Below are 22,762 nucleotides of genomic sequence, written 5' to 3'. Positions count from 1 at the left end.
CCCACGCCACATCAATCCGACACCAGCGCGACACCAACGGAGGAACTGTGCACTTCGACTGGAGCGCCGAGCAGCAGGCGGCGTACGAGGCCACGCTGGCAGCGGTACGGAAGGAGTTTCCCGGACCGGTGCGCGATGGCTCGTTCAGCCGTAAGGACTGGCTGGTGCTCGGCGGACTCGGCCTGCTCGGGCTGAGCGTCCCGGCCGAGTACGGCGGCGGGGGCCTGGGCGCCCTCGAGACCGCGCACCGGGTCGAGGCGTTCGGCCGCGGTTGCCCCGACACCGGTCTCGTCTTCGCCGCGAGCGCCCACCTGTTCGCCTGCGCCATGCCGCTTGTGGGGTTCGCCGGCGCGGCCGCCAAGAAGCGCTTCCTGCCCGGCATCGCCTCGGGCGAGCTGGTGGCGGGCAACGCCATGACGGAGGAGGGGGCGGGCTCCGACGTCTCCCGGCTGGCCACGATTGCCACCGAGGCGCCCGGCGGCTTCGTCCTCAACGGCACCAAGAGCTTCGTCAGCAACGGCCCGGAGGCCGACGTCTTCGTCACCTACGCGACCACAGACCCGAGCCTCGGCCACCTGGGGATCACCGGGTTCGTCGTGGCGCGCGAGACCGGGGGCCTGCACGTCGGTGGACCCCAAGAGAAGATGGGCCTGCAGTCCGTCCCGGCGGGACCGGTGACGTTCGAGGACTGCTTCGTCCCCAAGGAGCAGGTGCTCGGGGTGCCGGGCCAGGGCGGGGCGATCTTCCAGCACTCGATGAGCTGGGAGCGCGCCTGCCTGTTCGCCGGGTACGTCGGCATGCTCGACCGGGTCATGGAACAGTCCGTGGAATACGCCCGCTCCCGGCGGCAGTTCGGGGCGCCGATCGGCAACCACCAGTCGGTGTCCAACCGCGTCGCGGACATGAAGCTGCGGCTGGAGGGCGCCCGGCTGCTGTTGTACAGCGCCTGCTGGCAGATGGACCAGGGCAGACCGTCCCTGATCGGCACCGCCCTGTCCAAGCTGGCCGTATCGCAGGCCGCGGTCGCCAACGCGCTGGACGCGGTCGCCGTCTTCGGCGGGCGGGGCTATCTGCGCGAATGGGGTGTCGAGGCCGTGCTGCGCGACTCGATACCCGCCACGATCTTCTCCGGAACCTCGGACATTCAGCGGCTCGTCATCGCAAAGGAGCTCGGCCTGTGAGACTTCACCAGCTCGTGACCGACTCGGCCCGCATCGCGCCGCGGGCGCTCGCCGTGGCCGGACCCGACGGAAGGCTCACCTACGGACAGCTGGACCGGCTCGCCGACCGGTACGCCTCCGCACTGCGAGCGCACGGCGTGGGCGCGGGGGACCGGGTCGTCATCTGGACCGGCAAGAGCGTGCACGCCGTCGCCGCGATGCAGGGCGCACTGCGCACCGGTGCCGTCTACGTACCGGTCGCCGCCTCCAACCCGCCCGCCAGGGTGGCCCGTATCGCGGCTGACTGCTCTGCCTCGATCACCACCGTCGACCCGGGGCTCGCGGCCGGGGTGGACACGCTGCAGCGGATCCCGGGCGTGCCCGCCCTCGGTCTCCTCGACCTGCTCGACGAGGTCGGGGAGGTCGGGGAGCCGCCCCGCGCCGGCCCGTACGACAACCGCCCGGACGACTGCGCGTACATCCTCTACACTTCCGGTTCCACGGGCGACCCCAAGGGTGTCTGCCTCAGCCACCGCAACGCGCTCGCCTTCGTGGACTGGGCCGTGCGGGCGCTGCACGTGACCTCCGCCGACCGGTTGTCCAACCATGCGCCGTTCAACTTCGACCTCTCCGTGTTCGACCTGTACGCGGCCTTCCGGGCAGGAGCCTCGGTGCACCTCATCCCGCCCGAGCTGTCCTACGCCCCCGTGGAACTGGTGCGGTTCCTGCGGGAGCGGGAGATCACGGTGTGGTACTCGGTGCCCTCGGCGCTGACACTGATGATGCGCGAGGGCGGCCTGCTGGAAGGCGATCCGCCCACGGCGCTGCGTGCCTGCGTCTTCGCAGGGGAGCCCTTCCCCATCGGCCAGGTCACGCAGGTGCGCAAGGCCTGGCCGGGCGTGCGTCTGCTCAACTGGTACGGACCCACCGAGACCAACGTCTGCACCTGGTACGAGGTCGACGAGTCCGATCTCGGCCGCACGGGCTCGCTGCCCATCGGGACGGCGTCCTGCGGCGACACGGTGGAGTTGGACCCTCCGGGAGGGGAGGGGGAGATCGTGGTGCGGGGTCCCACCGTGATGCTCGGCTACTGGGGCAGGCCACCGCAGCGGGGCCCTTACCGCACCGGGGACATCGGGCGGCTCGACACCGACGGCAACCTGCTCTACGTCGGGCGTCGCGACCACATGGTGAAGGTACGCGGCAACCGGATCGAGCTGGGCGAGATCGAGGCCGCCGTCAGCGCCCTGCCCGGTGTGGCCGATGTGGCGGTGGTCGTGGTCGGCTCGGGCCTGTCGGCGCGGCTGCACGCCGTGGTCGTACCGGCTCCGGGCGCAGCGGTGACGCTGCTCGACCTCAAGCGCCAGTGCGCCGGGCGACTGCCCGCCTACATGGTCGTGGACGCCATGCATCGCGTGGCATCCCTGATGTTCACCGACAACGGAAAGAAGGACCGCCCCGCCATGGTGGCAGCCATAGAACGGAGCGAACTGTGACCCCGCAAGCCTCACTGCCGCGCATCGGCCAGGATGCTGCCACGCTCCCCTCGGTCGACGGCGCCCTGTTCCGCACGCTGATGGGCTCGCTGATGAGCGGCGTGAGCATCCTCACCACGGCACGCGCGGACAACACCCCGATGGGCATGACCTGCTCGGCCGTGTGCAGTGTCTCCCAGGAACCGCCTCTGCTGCTGGCCTGCGTGCAGACTCCGAGCAGCACGCTGGACGCCATCACCGACCGCGGCAGCTTCGCCGTCAACTTCCTGGACGCCGAGTCCAACGGCATCTCCGACCTGTTCGCCAGCCGGGTTCCGGACAAGTTCGCCCAGGTCGAATGGTGCCTGAGCGAGCTGACGGGGACGCCCCTGCTCGGCAGCAGCGTCGCGCACGCCGAATGCGCGGTCCACGGGCTTGTCGAGGCCGGTGACCACATCGTCGTGCTGGGCCGGATCGTGGCAGGGGAAGCGAGGCCCGACCGCTTTCCGCTCGGCTATTGGCGCGGCTGCTACACCCGGACGCTGCGGATACCGCGGCGAGGCGGCAAGCGGCGCTGAGCCCGACGGTGTCGGCCATCGGCCGGAGGTGAATGGCGCGGTTCATTCACCTCCGGCCGATGGTGTAACGCCCGTTTCCGGGCCTGCTAGTGGGACTGGAGGCGGAAGCACCTGCCGCCTCGGCGGGGGAGATAGGTCTCCCTCAGCCGTACGGGGACGCCGGTCCAGGACACGCGGTAGGTGGAGAGGTAGCCGCCCCGCCCGCCGATGATGAGACGCACCATGTTGTCCGCGGAGCGCTCCACGGTCATGGCGCGGGGCACGTCGGGCAGGTCAACGGCCTTGCCTACCTGATCGCCGGTCGCGTAGTCGTAGGTGTGCAGATCCCCCTCGTCGCAGGCGAGGTGGACGAGTCCGCCTGCGGAGACGGCGGCAACGGTGGCGCAGGGCTGCCCGCCCCAGCGCCGCGGGACGGTGTCCTGGGCCGGGGGGACCTCCAGCAACCCATCGGGGCAGCAGACGTAGACGGCGCCGTCCTGGCACCAGATCCGTTCCGGAGGCGTCTTGGTGTCGATCCACCACAGTTCGTCGGCTGCGTTCGCCGCGAAGGCGCACACCACCCCGTCCCGATTGCCCAGGATCCGCTCTCCTGCCGGGCCGTAGGCGGCGGCGGAGAGCGGCACGCCGTCGAGCGAGAGACAGGCGAGTGATTCCCCCGTCCCCGCGTCCAGCTCCACGGCACCGACACCGGTGGCGACGAGTACTCGTTTGTGGTCGGCGGAGACCGCGATTCCGGCACCTGTGTCGTCGAGTGGCCTGTGCCAGATCAGATTGCCGCCGTCGTCGGCGCAGAAGACGACATCCTTCTGTCCGATTCCGAGATAGCCGCCGGGTGTCGCGGCCAGATGACGGGTGACTCCAAACCGGCTCACGCGGTGTGCCGACAGGAGCAGCGCGGGGCCGCCCACGAGGTCATGGTGTACTTCCAGGACCGCGACGCCGTCGTCGGTACCGCAGTAGAGCCGTCCAGGTTCGTCCAGGGCCGGGGTGAGGGCCCAGGCACTCTGGCGCGGCATCGGCGCGCGTGCCTGGACGCAGTCGAGATCGGGATCGATCTTGACGAGTTCGTTGGAGAGGGTGAGTGCGAAGAGGCTGCCGTCCCGCCCCACGGTGAGATCGGTCAGCTGGTTCGGGAACCCGCCGATAGTCCTGACCAGTTGCGGGGTGGGATCGGTGTTGTCGATGACATGGATGACGCCTTCGGGGCTTCCCGCGTACGCCGTGGCGTGGTCGGGTGAGAACTTCAGGAAGGTCAGCTCGTAGCGGGAGAACGGGAACTCGCACTCCACGGCTCCGTCGAGCGTCACGATGACCACCCCGCCGCGGAGCCCGGACCGCTTCTCGCCGACGCATTCCACGGCCCAGAACCGGTCGTGGTGGGCGTCGTAGCGGATCTGCTGAATGCGTCCGCACTCGACGGTGGCGACGACGGGGAACGCAGGGGTGGCCAAAGACCCCAGGAAGACCCGTCCGAGCCGGTCCACTATCGTATGGACACTCGGGTGCTCCGTGCACAGGTGCCGGCTCGGACTGTCGCCGGCAGGCGAGGGAAGCACCGCCTCGACCGAGAACGTCTTGGTGTCCACCACGACCAGGCGTCCGCGACGGTCGGTGGTGTGGATCCGCCCGTTCCACGCGGTCAGGGCCGCGCCGTCCACCGCGTCGGGAACCGTTGGGGAGGTGCCGTGGCACACCGTTTGCAGGTCGAGACGTCCGACCAGGTCCAGGGTGTCCAGGGACCACTTCGTGAGGCGGCCCCGGCGGTCCTTGCCCACCACCCACTCGCCGGTCGCCAGCATGCTGCGGATGGGGGCTCCGCCGTGTACGGCCGGTGAGGACAACTGCGGCTGGAGGTTGTCATCCAGGAGATGAACCTGTCCGGCGCTGTCTGCGGCAAGTAGCCCCACTTTGTCTACGTAATTGATACTAGTTAAGCAAACCGCGATGTCCATGCAACGCCCCCCGTGATTCGCATTGCGGTGCTACGCCGATGAATGCGCATGGTGCGTGTCCCGTTCTGTGAGAATGCCCGGGGAACACCGCGGTAGTCGTGAGGGGCCGTACGAGTACGCACGGACACCGCCTGGAGTCCCCCGTCCAAGTCGCGGGCGACGATGCGCCGCCCGCGAGTACAAGCCTGCCCCCCTCCAGGGTAGGGTGAAGCAAGCTCTGATGAAATTTCCACCGTCCATTGGAAAGTTTCTTACTGGCTCTGTGAACGGCCATGAAGTGCGGGCTATACTCCGCTTCTCGCCGCCCTGTCGCGGAGCGTCACGGTGGTTGGTCCGCGACGAGGACCTGCCGGCGAAGGAGTTCGAATCCGGACTGGCCGGACCCCTTTCTCTTGATCCGCTTGGACCACGCTTAGACCCAATGCCGTTGTGTTAGAGGCGCTAACACAATGAGGTGGATCGGTCCTGGTGCCCGTGCCTGGACGGCCAGTTGGGCGTTGTCCGGCCGTGGGGACTTCGCCTTGGATCGTGTCGGACGACTTGTGGGAGCGGATCGAGCCGCTGCTGCCGAAGAAGGAACGGCGGTTCCGGCACCCGGGCCGCAAACCCGTCCCGGACCGGCAGGTGCTGTGCGGGATCCTGTTCGTGCTCCACACCGGCATCCAGTGGGAACACCTTCCCCAGGAGCTCGGTTTCGGGTCGGGCATGACGTGCTGGCGACGGCTGCGGGACTGGAACCAGGCCGGGGTGTGGCAGCAGCTGCACGAGGTGCTGCTGGCCGAGCTGAACGCCGCCGCCCGTCTGGACTGGTCGACAGCGGTGGTGGACTCCAGCCAGGTCAGGGCGTTAAAAGAGGGCTCCAGACGGGCCCGTCGCCGGTCGACCGGGGACGAGCCGGCTCCAAACACCACCTGATCACCGACGGGCACGGCACCCCGCTCGCGGCCATCCTCACCGGCGGCAACCGCAACGACGTCACCCAGCTCATGCCCCTGCTCGATGCCATCCCGCCCGTCCGGGGCAGGCCCGGCCGGCCCCGCCGCAAGCCTCAGTCGGTCTTCGCCGACCGAGGCTACGACCACGACGTCTACCGCGACCAGGTCCGCACGCGCTGGATCATCCCAGTCATCGCCCGACGGGGCACACCGCACGGCAGTGGCCTGGGCATCTACCGGTGGGTGGTTGAGCGCACGTTCGCCTGGCTGCACGGCTTCAAACGACTGCGCGTCCGCTGGGAACGCCGAGCCGACATCCACGAAGCGTTCCTCAAGCTCGCCTGCTGCCTGATCACCCACCGCCAAGTCCACTCATTGTGTTAGCTGCTCTTAGGCCTTGGGCGTGGGTTCCTGGGTAGTGGTCCCAGGGGGTGATTCGGGTGTCTGCGCGTGTGTCTGAGTTGTCGGGCCTGGGGCTGTTGACCTGGGTGTATCCACCGGGGTTGGTGGATCGGGTGGTGGCGGCTTGTGGGTGCGCGGAGCAACGCAAGCGGCTGCTTCCCGCGCGGCTGGTGGTGTACTTCGCGCTGGGGCCGGCGCTGTTCTCTCCGGCTCCGTATCTGGAAGTGATGCGGCACCTGGCGGAGGGATTGCGGCGCCAGGGGCTGCTGGGCGGCTGGCATGTGCCGGCGAAGTCCTCGCTGTTCCGGGCCCGACAGCGGCTGGGCTGTGAGCCACTGCGGGTGCTGTTCGCCACGACCGCCAAGCCGATGGCCACCGAGGCGGCACCCGGCGCGTTCTGGCGGGGCTTGCGGCTGCTGGAGGTGGACGGGACCTGCTGGGACGTCGCGGACAGCGAAGCCAACGAGGCCGCGTTCGGACGTCCGGGCAATGGCCGCGGGCCGGGGAAGAGCGCGTTCCCGCAGATGCGGATGGCTGCGTTGGTGGAGGTGGGCAGCCATGCGGTGCTGGACGCGGAACTCGCCGGCTGCCGCACCGGGGAAGTGTCACCCTGGTCGGCTGTCTGCCACGGTCACTCGGCCCGGGCCAGCTCGTCCTGGCCGACCGTGAGTTCCTCGGTGTCCCGTTGTGGCAGGCCTTCACCGCCACCGGCGCCGATCTGCTGTGGCGCGTGCCCGCCAACCGCGTCCTGCCGGTCCTCAAGCAGTTCCGGGACGGGTCATGGCTCTCACAGATCCGGGCAAGCAGCGGCCCTGCCCGGCATGAGCCGGTCACCGTCCGGGTTCTGGCCTACCAGCTCAAGGTACCGCAGCAGGGCAGGGGCAGCAGCCGCACTTCGGCGTGGGGTGTGCCGATCCGCGGCGGCTGCATCCGGGCTGGCAGCACCGGGCGGGCCGGTGCGGCGACCTCGTCCAGTTCCGCACGATGTTCCGGCAAGGCCCGGCGCAATCCCTGGTGCAGCCGCGGGAACGCGGTCGCCGACGCCCCATTTCCTGCCCTGCGAGGCTGCCCTCAGGCAGGGGCAACTGGAGCCAGAATCCAGAGACCTCGCGCCCCGATACAACCCGGCATTGCCGACGCTGAGCGACGGACGGTCCCGGTCGCCGTCGAGCAGGTCTTTCGCCCCGCCACACGGAATGCAAACGCCTCGCCAGTGGAGGCACGTCACGCGGGCCAATTCGGGATCCGCTTACGAGCTCTACGCTGCCCTGCAATCGGTCGGATGAGTCGACAACTCGAGCTCGCGGGTGCGGATGTGTGTGGCATCGTCGACCCGTTCTACCTCAGAGGCAGTCATCACGGATGTACGCTACCTGCTTTCGCATGGTGAGCAGGCATTGGCGTTCGACACGATGTGCTCGTCGGATGTCCCGTTCACCGGGCTGAGCCCGCGGCAATTCGGCAAGCGCCCTCACTGCATTACGGCGCGTGGGTGGGGATCTGCTCCGTCACGCGCGATCGTCAGTCGGGTACGGCGCCGACCAGGCCGCCGTCGATGACGAGGTCTTGGCCGTTGACGTAGGACGCGTCGGAGGAGGCGAGGAATGCCACGGTGGCTGCGATCTCCTCCGGGCGTCCGAAGCGGCCTGCGGCGATCCCGCCGGTCAGTGCCTTCGCCTCCGCCGCACTCAGTGCGGCAAAGGGGTACATCGGGGTGTCGATGTAGCCGGGGCTGATGGAGTTGACGCGGATGCCGCGCGGGGCGAGTGCGGCGGCGAGGGTCCGGGCGAGGTTGTGCACGGCGGCTTTGGTCGCCGAGTACAGGGTGAGGACACTGTTGCCCCGGTGGAGGGTCCACGATGCGTTGATGACGATCGAGCCTCCGTCTGCGAGCAGCGGCAGTGCCTTTTGGACGGTGAAGAACACCCCCTTGAAGTTGACGTCGACGCCGTGGTCGAAGTCCGGCTCGGTGATGTTCTCGAACGGCAGGAACGTGCCGGTGCCCGCGTTGGCGAAGAGGGTGTCGAGGCGGCCGTGACGGTCGCGGACCGTCTCCATCAGCACGTCGACCGCGGCGAGGTCGGCCGCGTCGGCGACGACCCCCGAGGCGTTGGGGCCGAGGTGCCGGACCGCGTCGTCCACTCGTTGGCGGGTGCGGCCGGTGACGACGACGCGAGCGCCTTCGGTGATGAGGCGGCGTGCGGTCGCCATCCCCATGCCACTGGTGCCGCCGGTGATGAGGACGGTCTTCCCCGTGAAGCGGTTCATGCTGGTTCTCCCGTCAGGGTGTGCGCGATGTGGTCGGTGAGGTGGGGCAGCCAGTCGGCCCGGGCGTTGCCGAGGAGGTGATCGCCGTGCGGAACGGAGAGGTAGGTGCCGTGCGGTGCCAGACGGGCCAGGGGCTCGCCGTTTGTCACGCCGGGTATGACGTCCTGGCCTCCGTCCACGACCAGTAGTGGGGCTGAGATGCGCGGTGCCAGGGCGGTGAGGTCAACATGGCGGGCGAAGTCGCGGGCGGCGTCAGCCCCTCCAGCGCGTCGGGCCATGATGTCCTTCACCGGCGGGGGCAGTTCCGCCCAGTCGAGACGGAAGGGGCCGCTGACGGTGGCGATCGCTGCCACGCGTGGCTCCAGCGCCGCGGACCGGGCCGCGAAATAGCCGCCCAGGCTGAGGCCGACGAGCCCGACGCGGCCGACGCCGAGGGCGTCGACGACCCGGCCCACGACCTGCTCGTAGTCCGGCCTGAGGGCTGTCGTGGCCGCGAGCACGCCCTGTCCGGGCCCGTCCATCGCGAACACCGCCAGGCCCCTGGCCAGCAGCGCGGACGCCAGATCGAGGAACTCCTCCTTGGCCGAGTCCAGGCCGGGGACGATGACGACTGTGCCGGGGGCGTCGGAGGGGCCGCGCAGCCAGCCGGTGAATCCCTCGCCGCTCACGCGCCGCGCACGGGCCTCCAGCACGGTGAGTGCTCGGCTCAGGGCATGGTCCGCCTCGGCGGCGGCGCGATGGGCCTCCGCGTGCGGCGCGAGCGTGGCGAGGTGGAACCACCGGGCCGCCGTCATCAGGTGCTCCCCGGCCGAGACGGAAGATCCCGCCTTCTCCGCACGCTCCAGGTAGGCCTGGCCGATGCGCTGGAAGGACGAGCCCCAGTCGGCGACGGAGGTGAGGCTGTCGGTGACGCGCCGGTATTCGTGCGGGTCGACACCCGCGCCGGTGGCGCGTGTGCACTGGGCGGCGGCGTACTCGGGGACGTTCAGTGCGTTCATCGTGTTCCTCGCGTCAGCAGGACGGCCTTGCCGCGGATCCGGCGCTCGCGCAGGTCGACCAGTGTGTCGGCGGTCTTCGTCCAATCGGCGACCCGGCCGATCTCCGGGTGCAGCCGCCCCTGTGCCACGAGGCGCACCAGTGTCGCGAGGTCGGAGCCGTACGGGGCGCCGGCGTAGTGGAAGTGCTGGATCGTCACGCGCTCGGGCCCGCTCAGCAGGTGGAAGAAGTCGAGGGTCACCGGGGTGCGGCTCGCCTGGCCGAACCAGACGAGCATGCCGCCGGGACGCACCTTCGACAGGGCGACCGAGAGGTCCGGCCCGCCCGTGGACTCCAGGACGACGTCGAAAGGCCCTTGAGCCGCTGTCACTTCATGCACCACCTCCGCTCCAAGCTCAGCGAGCCGCTCGCCGCGCGCCGGCATGGCCGTCATCGCGGTCACCTCGGCTCCGGCCCCGACGGCCAGCTCGGTGACGTAGTGGCCGACCCCGCCCGAGGCGCCCGTCAGCAGCACCCGCCTGCCGGCCAGAGAGCCGACCGTGCGCAACAGTCGCAGGGCGGTGATCCCGGCCAGCGGCAGAGCTGCCGCCCGTACGCTGTCGATGGTGTCCGGGAGCACCGCGAGAGAGTGAGTGGGCACGGCCGTGTACTCGGCCCATCCGCCCTGCGCTGGATGTCCGACCACGCGGGTGCCGATGCCAGGGCCCGAGCCGTCGGCTGCCGGCTGCACGACGAGCCCGGCGATGTCCTTGCCGGGCACCAGCTCCGGCCGGGGGTGTTCGAGGAGGAACGTCTCGCCCCGGTTCAGCGCGAACGCCTCGACCTTGACCAGTGCCTCACCGGGCTCCAGGACGGGCTGCGGTGCCTCCGTGAAGGCGACGGGAAGCGCCGCGTCCCCTGTGGGAATGAGTCTTTGCACGCTGAGGATGCAACCTCCACAGCCACCCCGGGATCCAACAACGAACGGACGAGGCTGACAACCGTTGGTTGTCACCTATGGTGGCGAACATGGATCTCGACCTGGGGCAGGTGCGTGCTTTCGTGCGCGCCGCCGAGGAACTGCATTTCGGGCGGGCGGCAGGGACACTCGCCATCTCCCAGCAGGCGCTGTCCAAGAGAATCGCGCGGCTGGAATCTCTGCTCGGCACCGAGCTTTTCCAGCGCGGCGGCAACGGCGTACGCCTCACCGAGACTGGAGAGCGCTTCCTTCCGCCGGCCCGGCAGACGCTCGCCACCGCCGACGCCGCGGTCGCGGCGGCGATCGGCAAGGACCGTCCGCTGCGCGTCGACGTCTGGGGACACCTCTACGCGCCGATGCGGACACTGACCCAGGTCGCCGGCCGGGCCGGAGAGCTGGTGCTGGGGCACGGGCGCGATCTGCCATCGGTGACGGCGGCCCTCCTGCACGGCGATGTCGACGCGGCCTTCGGCCGGGTCCACCCCCCGCTGCACCCCGGGCTGGCACACCGCCTCGTCCGCCTCGAACCAGTGGACGCCGTACTGAGCGCGGACCATCGACTTGCAGCCGCAGCAACCCTGAGACCCGAGCAGTTGAGCGGCAGCGTGCTCTGGGCACCAGCTGCGCTGGACCGACTCGACTTCCTCCACCAGTTCGCCGACGGATTCGACATCCGGCACACTGCCACGAGCGTCAACCTGGGGCTCACCCACTTCCTCGAAGAGGTGGCCGGCGACCCGCGTCGATTCTCGCTGCTGCCCGCCGACGTCCCCCTGCCGGAGGTCCCAGGGGTGCGCTCCGTCCCCCTGGTCAACCCCACGCCGCTGTACGCCTGGTCACTGCTGTGGCGCACCGGCAACGGGCACCCGGGACTGAACCGCCTCACCGCCGCATGCGGCGCGCAAGCAGCGCAGAACCGATGGCTGGAGTACGACCCGGCGCACGACTGGCTGCCCGAGCCACCCGCGGTGAACGGCGGCGCCGAGCCGGCCGGGCATGTCAGCCGGGAGACATCCCGATCACGCTGAGCCCTTTTCGTCGGGCACTGCCGGACACTTCGCCGCGTCCACCCCACCCTCGCACAGCTGGTCGGCATTCCCGAAGGCACGGTCAAGAGCCGCCTGCACACGGCCGTGGCCGACGGCCGCCGACGAGGCCCCGGCCCGTTCGAGAGGTCCGTGGACGCGGCGATCGTCGCGCCTTGCCTGGGTATAAACGAAGCGAAGACGCTACGCGGCTGCACGTCGTCCTGTCGCCTGTACACCGCCCGTTGGTCGCTGGCCGACCTCGAACCCGCGCGGCCTCCCGACCGCCGTCCCGGATTCGGACCGACAGCCCCCAGCAGCCCGGGCACGCCGGCCGTGCCCCGGCCCCGGTCGGCGATTGACCCGACGACGCGGCGGGCCCTACGTGTGCCACTGACGATCACCGATTACGCCTGGGCCGCGGTCTTCTGCTTGAGGCGTTCGTATGGGGTTTGGCCGCTGAGGCCGCCGTGGGGGCGATGGTAGTTGTAGTAGTCCTCCCACTCGCGCAGCTTGTCGTTGAAGACCTCGGCGTCGTCGATGATGACGCCGTCGAGCAGCCGGTAGAACTCCTCGGCGTCGATGCGGTGGGAGCGTTCGACCTTGCCGTTCAGACGTGGTGTGCGGGGCTTGATGTAGGTGTGGGCGATGCCCTTGTCGAGCACGTGCCAGTGGAAGGCAGTCTGGAACTCGGCACCGTTGTCGGTCTGGACCACCTCGACCTGGAACGGCAGGCGCTGGATGACGTAGTCGAGGAACTGAATGGCCGTCTTCTGGTTCAGCGCGGGATAGATCCGCAGGATGCGCAGGCGAGTGCAGTCGTCGATGGCCGTGAACTGGTAGTACTTGTTGCGGCCGCCGCGCCATCCCTGGGCTGCGGAGGCGAGGGGCTCGATGAACTTCACGTCGATCTGCACGCGGTGGCCGGGCAGCTGCTTCTCGTACCGCTTCCACCGCTTGTCGTGGCGCTTGTAGCGTTGCGAGGCCGGCAGGCGGCCCATGTCCAGACGGTGCAGGATCCGCCACACGCCCGACTTGCTGATGGTGACGTCGTGGTACCGCTTGAGGTACATCGCGATCTTCTCCGGGCCGAAGTGGTAGTTCTGCCGCAGGTAGATGATCTTCCCGACCACCTCGACGTGCGTCGCGTTCGGCGACGTCTTCGGCGCCTTGGAGCGGGTGCGCAGCCCCTCCGCTCCCTCGGCCTGGTAGCGGCGGTACCACGTGTAGTACGCCTGCCGGCTGATCCCGAAGTACCGGCAGGACATCGCGACGTTCCCGGTGACCTCTTCGACATGGCGTATCACCGCCAGCCGCCGCTTGCCCTCACGGTCAAGCGGCGGGGCGGTGGGAGTGGACTTCGGCATGTGGATCTCCGTAGTGATCAGAGACCCAGGTGTCAACGATGATCGTCAGTTTTAGAGTTTCAGCCACCTGATCATTCTTGCCGTCATCTCCGGGCAAAGGAGCTGAACCTGGGGGCCGCTTGTGAGACCAGGTCGCCATCTTCTCCCGTATCGCAGTGCCTCAACGGATAAGGTCCTGCGGATGGACATCACAGACCTGACGCCTCTGGAACGTCGCATCTGGCAGGCGGTCCCTCGTGGCGCAGCGATCGACGTCCGCCGAGACGAAAATGAGGACCCCGCGACGATTCAGAGCGCGGAACGGACTGTTCGGGCTGAGGTCATCCGGGCCGTCCTCCTGGGAAGTTCATCCGAACCCGGCGAAGCGCCCGCTCTGCGCGTCGCCGGAGCGAGAATTACCGGCGTCCTCGACCTCCAGCACGCAGAGATACACCACCCAATCTGTCTGACCTCCTGCCACTTCCAGCACTCCTTGGAACTCGACGGGACGCAGACCCGCCAACTCGACCTCAGCGGGTCCTGTCTTCCCTCTCTGGCGGCCACGTCCCTACGCATCGATGGCGCACTCCGGCTCACGAACTGCCGGATAGCGGGAAGTGCCCAGCTGAGCAACGCGGAGATATCCAGCGGGATCTTCCTGGACCACGCGCACCTCGGGACTGGTGGCGGATGGGCCCTCCAACTCGATCACGCCTCTGTCGGTGCCGATGTATGGGCACCCGGCCTCGTGACACTGGGTGGGATCCGCCTCAGCACGGCGCATATCGCAGGGGCTATCGATCTAGAAGATGCCCAGGTCAAGAACGCGAATGGCGATGCCCTCGACGCCGCACGGCTCACCATCGGAACCGTCCTCAACGCTGGTGGCCTCACTGCCGAAGGCCGGGTCAGGCTTACCGGCGCCAAGGTCACAGGCTGGATCTCCTTCATCGAAGCCAAGCTCAGCAACCCAGGCGGCGTCGCAATGGGCATCAGCAGCTGCGAAGCCACCCAGCTGACGCTGCGAGATGCACAACCAGTTTCCGGCGACGTCAACATGCACTACGCCAGCTTCAAGGTCATCGAGGCTGCACCACAGGTCTGGCCAGCCACGGTACGCCTGGAGGGACTGACATACGAGGCGCTTACCCCGCGCCTTCCCGCCGCAGACCGACTCGCCTTGCTGCAGCGCGATGCGGACGGCTTCGTCCCTCACAGCTACGAGCAGCTCGCGGCCTCCTACCGCCGCTTCGGTGATGACGCCGACGCCCGCACAGTCCAACTCGCCAAGCAGCGTCGACGCCGGGTCACTCTGCCCTGGTACGCCAAGCTATGGGGTTATCTCCAGGACGCGACCGTGGGCTACGGCTTCCGCCCCACCCGTGCCGGTGGCTGGCTCCTGGCCCTGCTCCTTCTGGGCTCAGTCGCGTATGGAATGCACCATCCACCCCCTGCCGAGCACGGCAAAGGCCCAGGATTCAATGCCCCCATATACACCCTGGACCTCCTGCTGCCGATCATCGACTTCGGTCAGCAGAATGCCTTCACACCCACCGGCGTTTATCAGTGGTTGTCCTACCTACTGATCGCCGTCGGTTGGGTTCTCGCCACGACCGTCGCCGCCGGGATCACACGCACCCTCAGCCGCCAATAGCGCTCGCTTGCATCCACGCTCTCCATCAGGAGGTGCTCGGCGAGTCCTGAGGAAGTCCCGTCAACAACTCGGTGCCGCCTGGCGCAGCAACCGAGCGACACGTCACAACGGGGCGAACCTTGCCTGGTGCGGCACTAGTAGGACTCCGTTAGGTCTGTCTTGATCTTGGTGTGGCCCTGCTGGGCAGAGGTTGGTGGCAGGTGGCGCAGATGCCGGTCCAGCAGTTCAGGAGGTCTTGGAGGGCGTCGAGGGTCTGGTAGAGGGTGAGTCCGGTGTGTCGGCTTTTGGGGACAGGCGCTGTTCGGTGAGGAAGGCGTGGGCGGCGGTGACCAGGGTGGCGTGGTGGTGCCGGCCGTTCCAGGAGCGGCCTTCGAAGTGGTCCAGGCCGAGGCCGTGCTTGAGTTCGCGGTAGTCGTGTTCGATCCGCCGGCGGATCTTTGCCGGGCGGACCAGGTCGGCGACGGCGGTGTCCTCGGGCAGGTCCGACAGCCAGAAGCGGGTCGGTTCGTCCTCGCCGTCGGGCCATTGGGCGAGCAGCCGCACCTGGGGCAGGACGCCGTCCCACTGGCCGTGCTCGGCCTCCGCGGCTGCCTGGGCCGGCCGGCGTGAGCGTACCCCGGCCGGCCGGACAGGCATGGTGAGGAAGCAGGAGGTCATCGGTCCGCGGGAGCCTTCCCGCCAGGTCACCTCGCTGAAGGCTTCCCGTCCGGCGGCCGCGGCCAGTTCCGCTACCGTCACCGGTGGCTGTCGGTAGCGGGGCACCGGCCGGCCGGCGGCCGGTGCCGGACCAGGCGGGGACGGCGGGGACCACCCTCGTGGCGCTGGACGGTGATATCGCCGCGGATGCCGACTGCGTAACGGATGGCCCGCTGGTCCTTCCGCGGTACCGAGGCGAACACCTCCGCCACGAATAACGCCAACGTGGCCCGAGAACGGTTCACTTCATGTGCATCCACACACCCACCATGCAGCTGAACACAACCGACGCAAAGACCTGACGGAGTCCTACTAGGTCGTTCCCTTCCTCGCCCGGGCAACCGGCACCGCTCGCGGGCAATCCACGGCGAACTCGCAACCATAGGCGTCACAGTCGCGGCCTCCGTCGGCTGGGAGATCCGAGCAACGGCATCCGCGGTCAGTCGTCGTCCAGGGGCCGCTGCATGCGGCGCAGCTTGGGGCGCTCCGAGTTCACCGCGTCGGAGAGGTGTTCACCGAGTTCGGCCACGGTCGGCGCCTCGAACAGAGTTCCGATCGACACATCGATGCCGAGAGTGGAGCGAATGCGGCTGACCACTCGCGTGGCCAGCAGGGAATGCCCGCCCAGTTCGAAGAAGTTGTCGTCGATGCCGACGTGCTCGACCCCGAGCACTTCTCCGAACAGCTTGCACAGGGTCTCCTCGCGCGGAGTACGCGGTCGGCGTCCTGCCACCGAGGTGAGATCCGGCACCGGCAGCGCTCTGCGATCCAGTTTCCCGTTGGGTGACAGGGGCAGTGCGTCCAGGACCATTACCGCGGTGGGCACCATGTAGTCCGGCAATGTCCGGGCTGCGTACCGGCGCACATCGGTCACATCGACGGTACGGCCCGCCACCGGCACGACATAGCCCACCAGCCTTGCGTCACCGGGACGGTCCTCGCGGGCCACCACCACCGCCTGGGCGATGTCGGGGCGGGCGGTGAAGGTGGCTGCGATCTCCCCGGGTTCGATACGCAGTCCGCGTAGTTTGATCTGGTCGTCGGTGCGGCCCAGGTACTCCAGGCTGCCGTCGGGCCGCCAGCGGGCCAGGTCGCCGGTGCGGTACATCCGCTCTCCCGGAGCGCCCAGGGGGCAGGCGACAAACCGCTCGGCGGTCAGTCCGGGACGGTTGACATAGCCCCGCGCCAGCTGCACACCCGCCAGATACAGCTCACCCCGCACCCCCGGCGGGACCGGGCACAACGCCTCGTCCAGGACATACGCCCGGGTGTTGGGCATCGGTGCGCCGATGGGCACCGCACTGCCGTCGTCCCTGGTGCAGCGCCAGGCGGTGACATCGACCGATGCTTCGGTGGGACCGTAGAGATTGAGCAACGGCACATCCAGCACGCTCTGGAAGTCATCCCGCAGCCCGGCCGGCAACGCCTCGCCGCCGCAGAGCATGATCTTCAGATGGGTGGAGGCCCGGGCGGCCGGCTCCCGGAGGAACGCCTGCAGCACCGACGGCACGAAGTTGGCCACCGTGATGTGTTCCCGCTGCATCAGCTGGGCCAGATAGCCCGGATCCCGGTGTCCGCCGGGGGCCGCCATGACCAGCGTCGCGCCCTGAGCCAGCGGCCAGAAGATCTCCGAAACCGATACATCGAAGGCGATCGGGGTTTTGTGGAGCACCCGGTCCGAAGAACCGAGTGCGTACTGTCCCTGGATGGCTGCCAGCCGGTTGACGATGCCCTCATGCGGGATGATCACGCCCTTGGGCTGTCCGGTCGATCCGGAGGTGTACATCACATACGCCGGGTGAGCGGGCGTGAGGGATTCCGGGATCCCGCGGGCCGGTTCACACCCCGCCAGGTCCGCGACCGTGCGCGGGTCATCGAGGATGACCACCGGCAGGGAATGCGTGTCCGGCAGCACCGGCCGCAGCCCCTCCACGGTGATCACCAGGGCCGGGCGGGCGTCGCGCAGCATGTACTCCAGCCGGCCCGGCGGGTAGTCCGGGTCCAGCGGAAGGTAGGCGCCTCCGGCCCGGTGCACCGCCAGCAGCGCGACCACCAGATCCACCGACCGCTCCAGCGCCACTGCCACCACCGACTCCGGCCCCACCCCCTGACCGGCCAGATAACCCGCCAGCCGCCCCACCCGCCCATCAAGCTCCGCGTAACTCACAGCGGTATCCCCGCACACCACCGCCACAGCCTGCGGAGCGGCAGCCACCTGCGCCTGGAACAACCCCGGCAGCACCCCCGGCACCACCTGACGGGCGGTGTCGTTGAAACCATGCACCACCCGGTCACGCTCTCCCGCATCAAGCAGCAAGATCTGCTGCGGCCCGGCATCGGCAGCCGTCTCCAGCAGGGACGCCAACGACTCCAGCGCGTTGTGCACCCACCCGGCCACGACACCGGGATCCACCGGGGCGGCCGCGGCGACGGTCAGCTCGAAACCCTCACCGGTGTCATCCACCGAGCAAGCCAGGGGATAGTTCGAGCGCTCGCGGCTGAACACCACCTCGATACCCTCCAGTCCGGTGATGAGTTCCTGGCTGGAGGAGGGGTTATGGCGGTAGTTGAGGAGTGAGGTGAACAAGGGGGCCCCGGTGGGGCGACCGGTGGCCTGCTGGGCCAGGCTCAGCGGCGCGTGCTCGTGATCGAGCAGGTCGGCAAGCTGCCGCTGCAGCCCCTGGACCGCATCGGCGACACCCCCTGCGCCCAGACGGACACGCGCCGGCAGCGTGTTGATGAACGGGCCCGGTACCCGGTCGGCACCCGCCCCCGCCTGCATCCGCCCGAACAGCACCGTGCCGAAGACGACATCCTGGCGGCCCGAGGCCACCGCGACCACCCGTGCCCACACCAGATGGAACAACGCCGCCGGACTCACCCCCAGCCGCCGCGCCTGCTGCCGTACCCGCCCGGCCACACCGGCATCGACCACCCGTACCGCCTCATGCACCTGACGCCCATCGCCATGCACATCCACCAGCCCGAACGGCGCGGTCGGCTCATCCACCCCCGCCAGCAGCCCCGCGAAGAACTCCTCGTGCTCCCGACGCGAGATACGCAGCCGCGCCTGAGCCACAAAGTCCCGGAACGGCAACGGAACCCCAAGCCCCGCCTCACACCCCTCCAAAAACGCCCGCACCTCCCCCAACAACACCTCCGATGCGGTGTGATCATGGATAAGGTGGTGCACCTGGACCAGGGCCAGGTGCCGCTGAGTACCGGGCACCGCGGCGGTCAGGACACGCAGCAGCGGCGCACGGCCCACCATCAGTGGCGTATCGCCCGCCCGGAGCAGGGCGTGGGTCAGCCCAGCGACATCCCCACCGGCGTGCGGGGAGGCGGTACCGGGATCAGGGTCATCCTCACCGGCGTGCGGGGAGGCGGTACCGGGATCAGGGTCATCCTCACCGGCGTGCGGGGAGGCGGTACCGGGATCAGGGTCATCCCCACCGGCGTGCGGGGAGGCGGTACCGGGATCGATGTCCAGGTGTTCGGTGTGGATGCGGGCCTCGCGCTGTACGACCTGCACCGGCTCGGGCAGGCCCTCCCACAGCACCGCCGTGCGCAGGATGTCATGCCGGTCCACCACACACTGCAGCGCACGCAAGAACGCCCTCAGACGCTCCCGGTCCTCCAGCATGAGGAGGTCCGACAACACATGGACATCGCTGGTCTCCGGTTCGAGGAGGTGGTGGAAGAGCAGGCCCTCCTGCAAAGGCGCCAGGGGGTAGACATCCGCGATGTTCGGCGCGCCGCCCGGAATCCTGGCCACGATGCCGTCGATCTCCGCCTGATCCAGGTCCACCAGCGTCAGCATCTGCGGCGTGATCCGCTCCGCCCCGGCCGGAATACCGTTGGCAGGCACCACCACCTCACCGCGGCCCACCGCCGACCGCGCCAGACTCTCCACCGTCGGCGTCGCGAACAACGCCCGCACATCGACAGCAACCCCCCGCGCCCGCAGACGCTCCACCACCGTCACCGCCATCAGCGACTGCAGTCCGAGCTCGAAGAAGTTGTCATCGATCCCGATGTCCGGCACACCGACGACCTCCGCGATCACCGCGCACAACACCTCTTCCAGCATCGTGCGAGGCGCCCTGCCCACCACAGCCACGCCATACTCCGGCACCGGCAGCGCCCTGCGATCCAGTTTCCCGTTGGGTGACAGGGGCAGTGCGTCCAGGATGACGACTGTCGCCGGGATCATGTAGTCGGGCAGGTGCCGGCCGGTGAAGTGGCGCAGTTGCTGTGGGTCCACGGGCCGTTGGGGGGTGGTGGGTACCGCGTAGCCGACGAGTCGGCGGTCGCCGGGACGGTCCTCGCGGACGACCACCACCGCCTCGGCGATGTCGGGGTGGGCGGCCAGAGCGGATTCGATCTCGCCGGGTTCGATGCGGAAGCCGCGTAGTTTGATCTGGTCGTCGGTGCGGCCCAGGTACTCCAGGCTGCCGTCGGGCCGCCAGCGGGCCAGGTCGCCGGTGCGGTACATCCGCTCTCCCGGAGCGCCCAGGGGGCAGGCGACAAACCGCTCGGCGGTCAGTCCGGGACGGTTGACATAGCCCCGCGCCAGCTGCACACCCGCCAGATACAGCTCACCCCGCACCCCCGGCGGGACCGGGCACAACGCCTCGTCCAGAACATACGCCCGGGTGTTCCACACCGGTGCACCGATCGGCACCGCACTGCCGTCGTCCCTGGTGCAGCGCCAGGCGGTGACATCGACCGACGCCTCGGTGGGACCGTACACATTGTGCAACGGCACATCCAGCACGGCCTGGAGCTCATCCCGCAGCCCGGCCGACAACGCCTCACCGCCACAGAACACCGCCCGCAGCGCCGTACACGCCGCGGCATCCGGCTCCCGGAGAAACGCCTGCAGCATCGACGGCACGAAATCGGCCACCGTGATCCGCTCCCGCCGTATCAGCTCGGCCAGATAGCCCGGATCCCGGTGTCCGCCCGGGGCCGCCACCACCAGCGTCGCGCCCTGAGCCAGCGGCCAGAAGATCTCCGAAACCGATGCGTCGAACCCGATCGGGGTCTTATGGAGCACCCGGTCCGAAGAACCGAGTGCGTACTGTCCCTGGAGCGAGGCCAGTCGGTTGACGATGCCCTCATGCGGGATGATCACGCCCTTGGGCTGTCCGGTCGATCCGGAGGTGTACATCACATACGCCGGGTGAGCGGGCGTGAGGGATTCCGGGATCCCGCGGGCCGGTTCACACCCCGCCAGGTCCGCGACCGTGTGCGGGTCATCGAGGATGACCACCGGCAGGGAATGCGTGTCCGGCAGCACCGGCCGCAGCCCCTCCACGGTGATCACCAGGGCCGGGCGGGCGTCGCGCAGCATGTACTCCAGCCGGCCCGGCGGGTAGTCCGGGTCCAGCGGAAGGTAGGCGCCTCCGGCCCGGTGCACCGCCAGCAGCGCGACCACCAGATCCACCGACCGCTCCAGCGCCACTGCCACCACCGACTCCGGCCCCACCCCCTGACCGGCCAGATAACCCGCCAGCCGCCCCACCCGCCCATCAAGCTCCGCGTAACTCACAGCGGTATCCCCGCACACCACCGCCACAGCCTGCGGAGCGGCAGCCACCCGCGCCTGGAACAACCCCGGCACCACCCCCGGCACCACCTGACGGGCGGTGTCGTTGAAACCATGCACCACCCGGTCACGCTCCTCCGCCGTCAGCAGATCCATCTCGGCGAGGCGGCGCTCGGCATCGTCGGGGACGCGTTCCAGCAGACGTACCATACGGTCGAGGTGAGTGGTGGCCTGCTCAAGGTCGTAGCTGTCGGCGTTGACGTCGAGCATGATCTGCATGCCACGTCCGTCGTGTCGGTCGTAGACGGTGACCGACATGTCCTCAACCGGGCCGATGGCCAGGTTGTGCGCTGTCACGCCGGCCCCACCGAGGTCGAACATGCCATCGTCGAAAGTCATCACGTTGACGCTGGGGCCGACGACCCTCGCCCCTCCCGGGGGCAGACCGAGATCGCGGTGGATGGCCTCCAGTGGGTAGCGCTGGTGGGGCAGCGCCTCCCGCATGTGCTGCGACGTCCGGCGTACGAGCTGGGGAAACGTGAGGTCGGCGTCCACGGACAACCGGATGGGGAGCATGTTCGACATCATGCATGGCGTCCGGCGGGCTTCCTGGTACACGCGTGCCGTCACCGGGAGTCCGAGGACGACGTCACGTCCGGAGCCGGACTTGTGCATGTACAGCGCCACGAGCGCCCCGATGACCGCAGGGAAAGCACGGCTGACGGTGGTCCTGATCCGTTCGCGCAGCTCGGGGGTGATGTCTGCCGTGACACGGAGGGTCCGACGGGAGTCAGGCTGATGACGGGAGCCGGGCAGCCTGGAGTGGTCGGAGAGGGGCTGTGCGGGAGCGCAGCGGGCGAGCCGCTCCGCCCAGTACAGGCGGTCGAGTGCGAACTGCTCGGAGTCGCGGTAGCGGAGGTCCGCCTCCACCAGTGAGGCCAGCCGTCCGAAACCGGAGGGGCCGGGTTCCGTGCCGTGGAACCGGGCGTTGTAGAGGTGTCCCACTCGCTGGGCGAACAGCGAGCCCCCGTAGCCGTCCAACGCGATGTGGTGCACCTTCTGGTACCAGAAGAAACGCTTGTCGGACACCTTGATGAGTGCGACGGACACCAGTGGTGCCGTTGTGAGGTCCACGTCACGGTCCAGGTCCGCCGACATGAACTGGTGCGCCGCCGCCTCCGCGGAGGGCTCGTCGGAGAGGTCCAGCCACTGGATGACGGGCCTGGGGGCTGCACCCGTTGTCTGGTAGAGCCCCTCGTTTTCCTCCGTGACGCGGATGCTCCCGGACTCCACCTCGTCGAATGCCTGATACCAGGCCTTCTCGAACACCTCTCCCTCGACGGGACCATCGATATCGTAGTACTCAGCGATCCAATAGCCCCGGTTCCCACCGGTCTGACTGGCGAACCAGACACCGAGCTGGGAAGACATGAGGGGGAGACGGGTACCGGCTGCAGTCACGACAACTTCCCAGTGAGGGTGGGTTCTTGGACGAGGAGTAGGGGCCGCTCGTGCGATCGGTCAGTGGGGGACCGCGGGCGGTGGAGCGGTCAGACGGATGCGTCGCGCAGGCTCAAGGGACGTATGTCGGTCCAGTGCTCATTCACATAGGCGACACAGGCGTCCTGCCCCGCCGCGCCGAAGACGGTCGTCCAGCCCGCTGGGACCTCCAGCTGAGCCGGCCAGATCGAGTGCTGTTCCTCGGAGTTGACCAGCACCAGAAACTCACCTTCTGCATCCTCGAATGGGTTCGTCATGGGGTGTCT

Annotated in this window: 13 protein-coding genes and 3 pseudogenes; 7 read left to right on the top strand and 9 right to left on the bottom strand. The window is 68.8% G+C overall.

From position 1 onward, the window contains the following. Window positions 1-47: 47 nt before the first annotated feature. From HUT19_RS00880 to HUT19_RS00870, 3 genes are read left to right on the top strand one after another with little or no spacing between them, the layout of a single operon-like run. A complete protein-coding gene (locus HUT19_RS00880) occupies window positions 48-1,181 on the top strand; it encodes an acyl-CoA dehydrogenase family protein (RefSeq protein ID WP_176178606.1) in 1,134 nt (377 codons plus the stop codon). Further along, complete coding sequence (locus HUT19_RS00875; protein ID WP_254885347.1) at window positions 1,178-2,656, top strand: amino acid adenylation domain-containing protein; 1,479 nt, start codon at window positions 1,178-1,180, stop codon at window positions 2,654-2,656. Before HUT19_RS00880 ends, HUT19_RS00875 begins: the two co-directional genes overlap by 4 nt. Then, window positions 2,653-3,213 (top strand): flavin reductase family protein, encoded by a 561-nt coding sequence (locus HUT19_RS00870; protein ID WP_254885346.1) that lies wholly within the window; start codon window positions 2,653-2,655, stop codon window positions 3,211-3,213. Before HUT19_RS00875 ends, HUT19_RS00870 begins: the two co-directional genes overlap by 4 nt. 86 nt (window positions 3,214-3,299) lie before the next feature. On the opposite strand, the gene HUT19_RS00865 is transcribed toward HUT19_RS00870, so the two are convergent. Continuing rightward, a complete protein-coding gene (locus HUT19_RS00865; protein WP_176178604.1) occupies window positions 3,300-5,012 on the bottom strand; it encodes a PQQ-binding-like beta-propeller repeat protein in 1,713 nt (570 codons plus the stop codon). A 621-nt stretch (window positions 5,013-5,633) separates the two neighbouring features. Here HUT19_RS00865 and HUT19_RS00860 point away from each other — a divergent pair. Together HUT19_RS00860 and HUT19_RS44150 are read left to right on the top strand one after the other, a co-directional pair. Next, a pseudogene (locus HUT19_RS00860) lies at window positions 5,634-6,484 on the top strand (IS5 family transposase). A 47-nt stretch (window positions 6,485-6,531) separates the two neighbouring features. Continuing rightward, window positions 6,532-6,843, top strand: a pseudogene (locus HUT19_RS44150) (transposase domain-containing protein); the annotation flags it as partial. 508 nt (window positions 6,844-7,351) lie between these two features. On the opposite strand, the gene HUT19_RS42550 reads toward HUT19_RS44150, so the two are convergent. The 4 genes from HUT19_RS42550 to HUT19_RS00840 form a co-directional block, all read right to left on the bottom strand. Next, window positions 7,352-7,498, bottom strand: coding sequence for a hypothetical protein (locus tag HUT19_RS42550; RefSeq protein WP_254885344.1), 147 nt, complete (start codon window positions 7,496-7,498; stop codon window positions 7,352-7,354). A gap of 525 nt (window positions 7,499-8,023) precedes the next feature. Continuing rightward, on the bottom strand, window positions 8,024-8,770 hold the full coding sequence (locus HUT19_RS00850) for an SDR family oxidoreductase (protein ID WP_176178602.1): 747 nt from the start codon (window positions 8,768-8,770) through the stop codon (window positions 8,024-8,026). Further along, window positions 8,767-9,759 (bottom strand): S9 family peptidase, encoded by a 993-nt coding sequence (locus tag HUT19_RS00845; protein WP_176186313.1) that lies wholly within the window; start codon window positions 9,757-9,759, stop codon window positions 8,767-8,769. The genes HUT19_RS00850 and HUT19_RS00845 overlap by 4 nt, the downstream gene beginning before the upstream one ends. Before the next feature lie 5 nt (window positions 9,760-9,764). Beyond that, complete coding sequence (locus HUT19_RS00840) at window positions 9,765-10,685, bottom strand: zinc-binding dehydrogenase (protein WP_176178601.1); 921 nt, start codon at window positions 10,683-10,685, stop codon at window positions 9,765-9,767. A gap of 89 nt (window positions 10,686-10,774) precedes the next feature. Between HUT19_RS00840 and HUT19_RS00835 the strand changes: the two genes are divergently transcribed. Next, the gene (locus HUT19_RS00835) at window positions 10,775-11,752 is read left to right on the top strand and encodes a LysR family transcriptional regulator (protein WP_176178600.1); all 978 of its coding nucleotides are present in this window, start codon (window positions 10,775-10,777) and stop codon (window positions 11,750-11,752) included. A gap of 404 nt (window positions 11,753-12,156) precedes the next feature. On the opposite strand, the gene HUT19_RS00830 is transcribed toward HUT19_RS00835, so the two are convergent. Further along, on the bottom strand, window positions 12,157-13,116 hold the full coding sequence (locus HUT19_RS00830) for an IS481 family transposase (RefSeq protein ID WP_176178599.1): 960 nt from the start codon (window positions 13,114-13,116) through the stop codon (window positions 12,157-12,159). 181 nt (window positions 13,117-13,297) lie between these two features. Between HUT19_RS00830 and HUT19_RS00825 the strand changes: the two genes are divergently transcribed. Then, window positions 13,298-14,749, top strand: a complete 1,452-nt coding sequence (locus HUT19_RS00825; RefSeq protein ID WP_176178598.1) for a membrane-associated oxidoreductase — start codon at window positions 13,298-13,300, stop codon at window positions 14,747-14,749. 225 nt (window positions 14,750-14,974) lie between these two features. On the opposite strand, the pseudogene HUT19_RS00820 reads toward HUT19_RS00825, so the two are convergent. The 3 genes and pseudogenes from HUT19_RS00820 to HUT19_RS00810 form a co-directional block, all read right to left on the bottom strand. Further along, window positions 14,975-15,594, bottom strand: a pseudogene (locus HUT19_RS00820) (transposase); the annotation flags it as partial. A gap of 290 nt (window positions 15,595-15,884) precedes the next feature. After that, the gene (locus HUT19_RS00815) at window positions 15,885-22,427 is read right to left on the bottom strand and encodes a non-ribosomal peptide synthetase (protein WP_176178596.1); all 6,543 of its coding nucleotides are present in this window, start codon (window positions 22,425-22,427) and stop codon (window positions 15,885-15,887) included. 119 nt (window positions 22,428-22,546) lie between these two features. Next, window positions 22,547-22,753 (bottom strand): MbtH family protein, encoded by a 207-nt coding sequence (locus tag HUT19_RS00810; RefSeq protein ID WP_176178595.1) that lies wholly within the window; start codon window positions 22,751-22,753, stop codon window positions 22,547-22,549. Between the last annotated feature and the right edge of the window lie 9 nt (window positions 22,754-22,762).

Origin of the sequence: Streptomyces sp. NA02950 (assembly GCF_013364155.1) — a bacterium.
In the GTDB taxonomy this organism is placed as follows: domain Bacteria; phylum Actinomycetota; class Actinomycetes; order Streptomycetales; family Streptomycetaceae; genus Streptomyces.
The sequence above is the reverse complement of the archived record's forward strand: the minus strand, read 5'-3'. Positions and strand labels throughout refer to the sequence as shown.

What these genes read in the sequence shown, in the direction of transcription:
- HUT19_RS00850 (WP_176178602.1), bottom strand. Translation starts at nt 8,770, where the DNA reads ATGAACCGCTTCACGGGGAAGACCGTCCTCATCACCGGCGGCACCAGT.
- HUT19_RS00825 (WP_176178598.1), top strand. Translation starts at nt 13,298, where the DNA reads ATGGACATCACAGACCTGACGCCTCTGGAACGTCGCATCTGGCAGGCG.
- HUT19_RS00815 (WP_176178596.1), bottom strand. Translation starts at nt 22,427, where the DNA reads ATGTCTTCCCAGCTCGGTGTCTGGTTCGCCAGTCAGACCGGTGGGAAC.
- HUT19_RS00835 (WP_176178600.1), top strand. Translation starts at nt 10,775, where the DNA reads ATGGATCTCGACCTGGGGCAGGTGCGTGCTTTCGTGCGCGCCGCCGAG.
- HUT19_RS00810 (WP_176178595.1), bottom strand. Translation starts at nt 22,753, where the DNA reads ATGACGAACCCATTCGAGGATGCAGAAGGTGAGTTTCTGGTGCTGGTC.
- HUT19_RS00865 (WP_176178604.1), bottom strand. Translation starts at nt 5,012, where the DNA reads ATGCTGGCGACCGGCGAGTGGGTGGTGGGCAAGGACCGCCGGGGCCGC.
- HUT19_RS00830 (WP_176178599.1), bottom strand. Translation starts at nt 13,116, where the DNA reads ATGCCGAAGTCCACTCCCACCGCCCCGCCGCTTGACCGTGAGGGCAAG.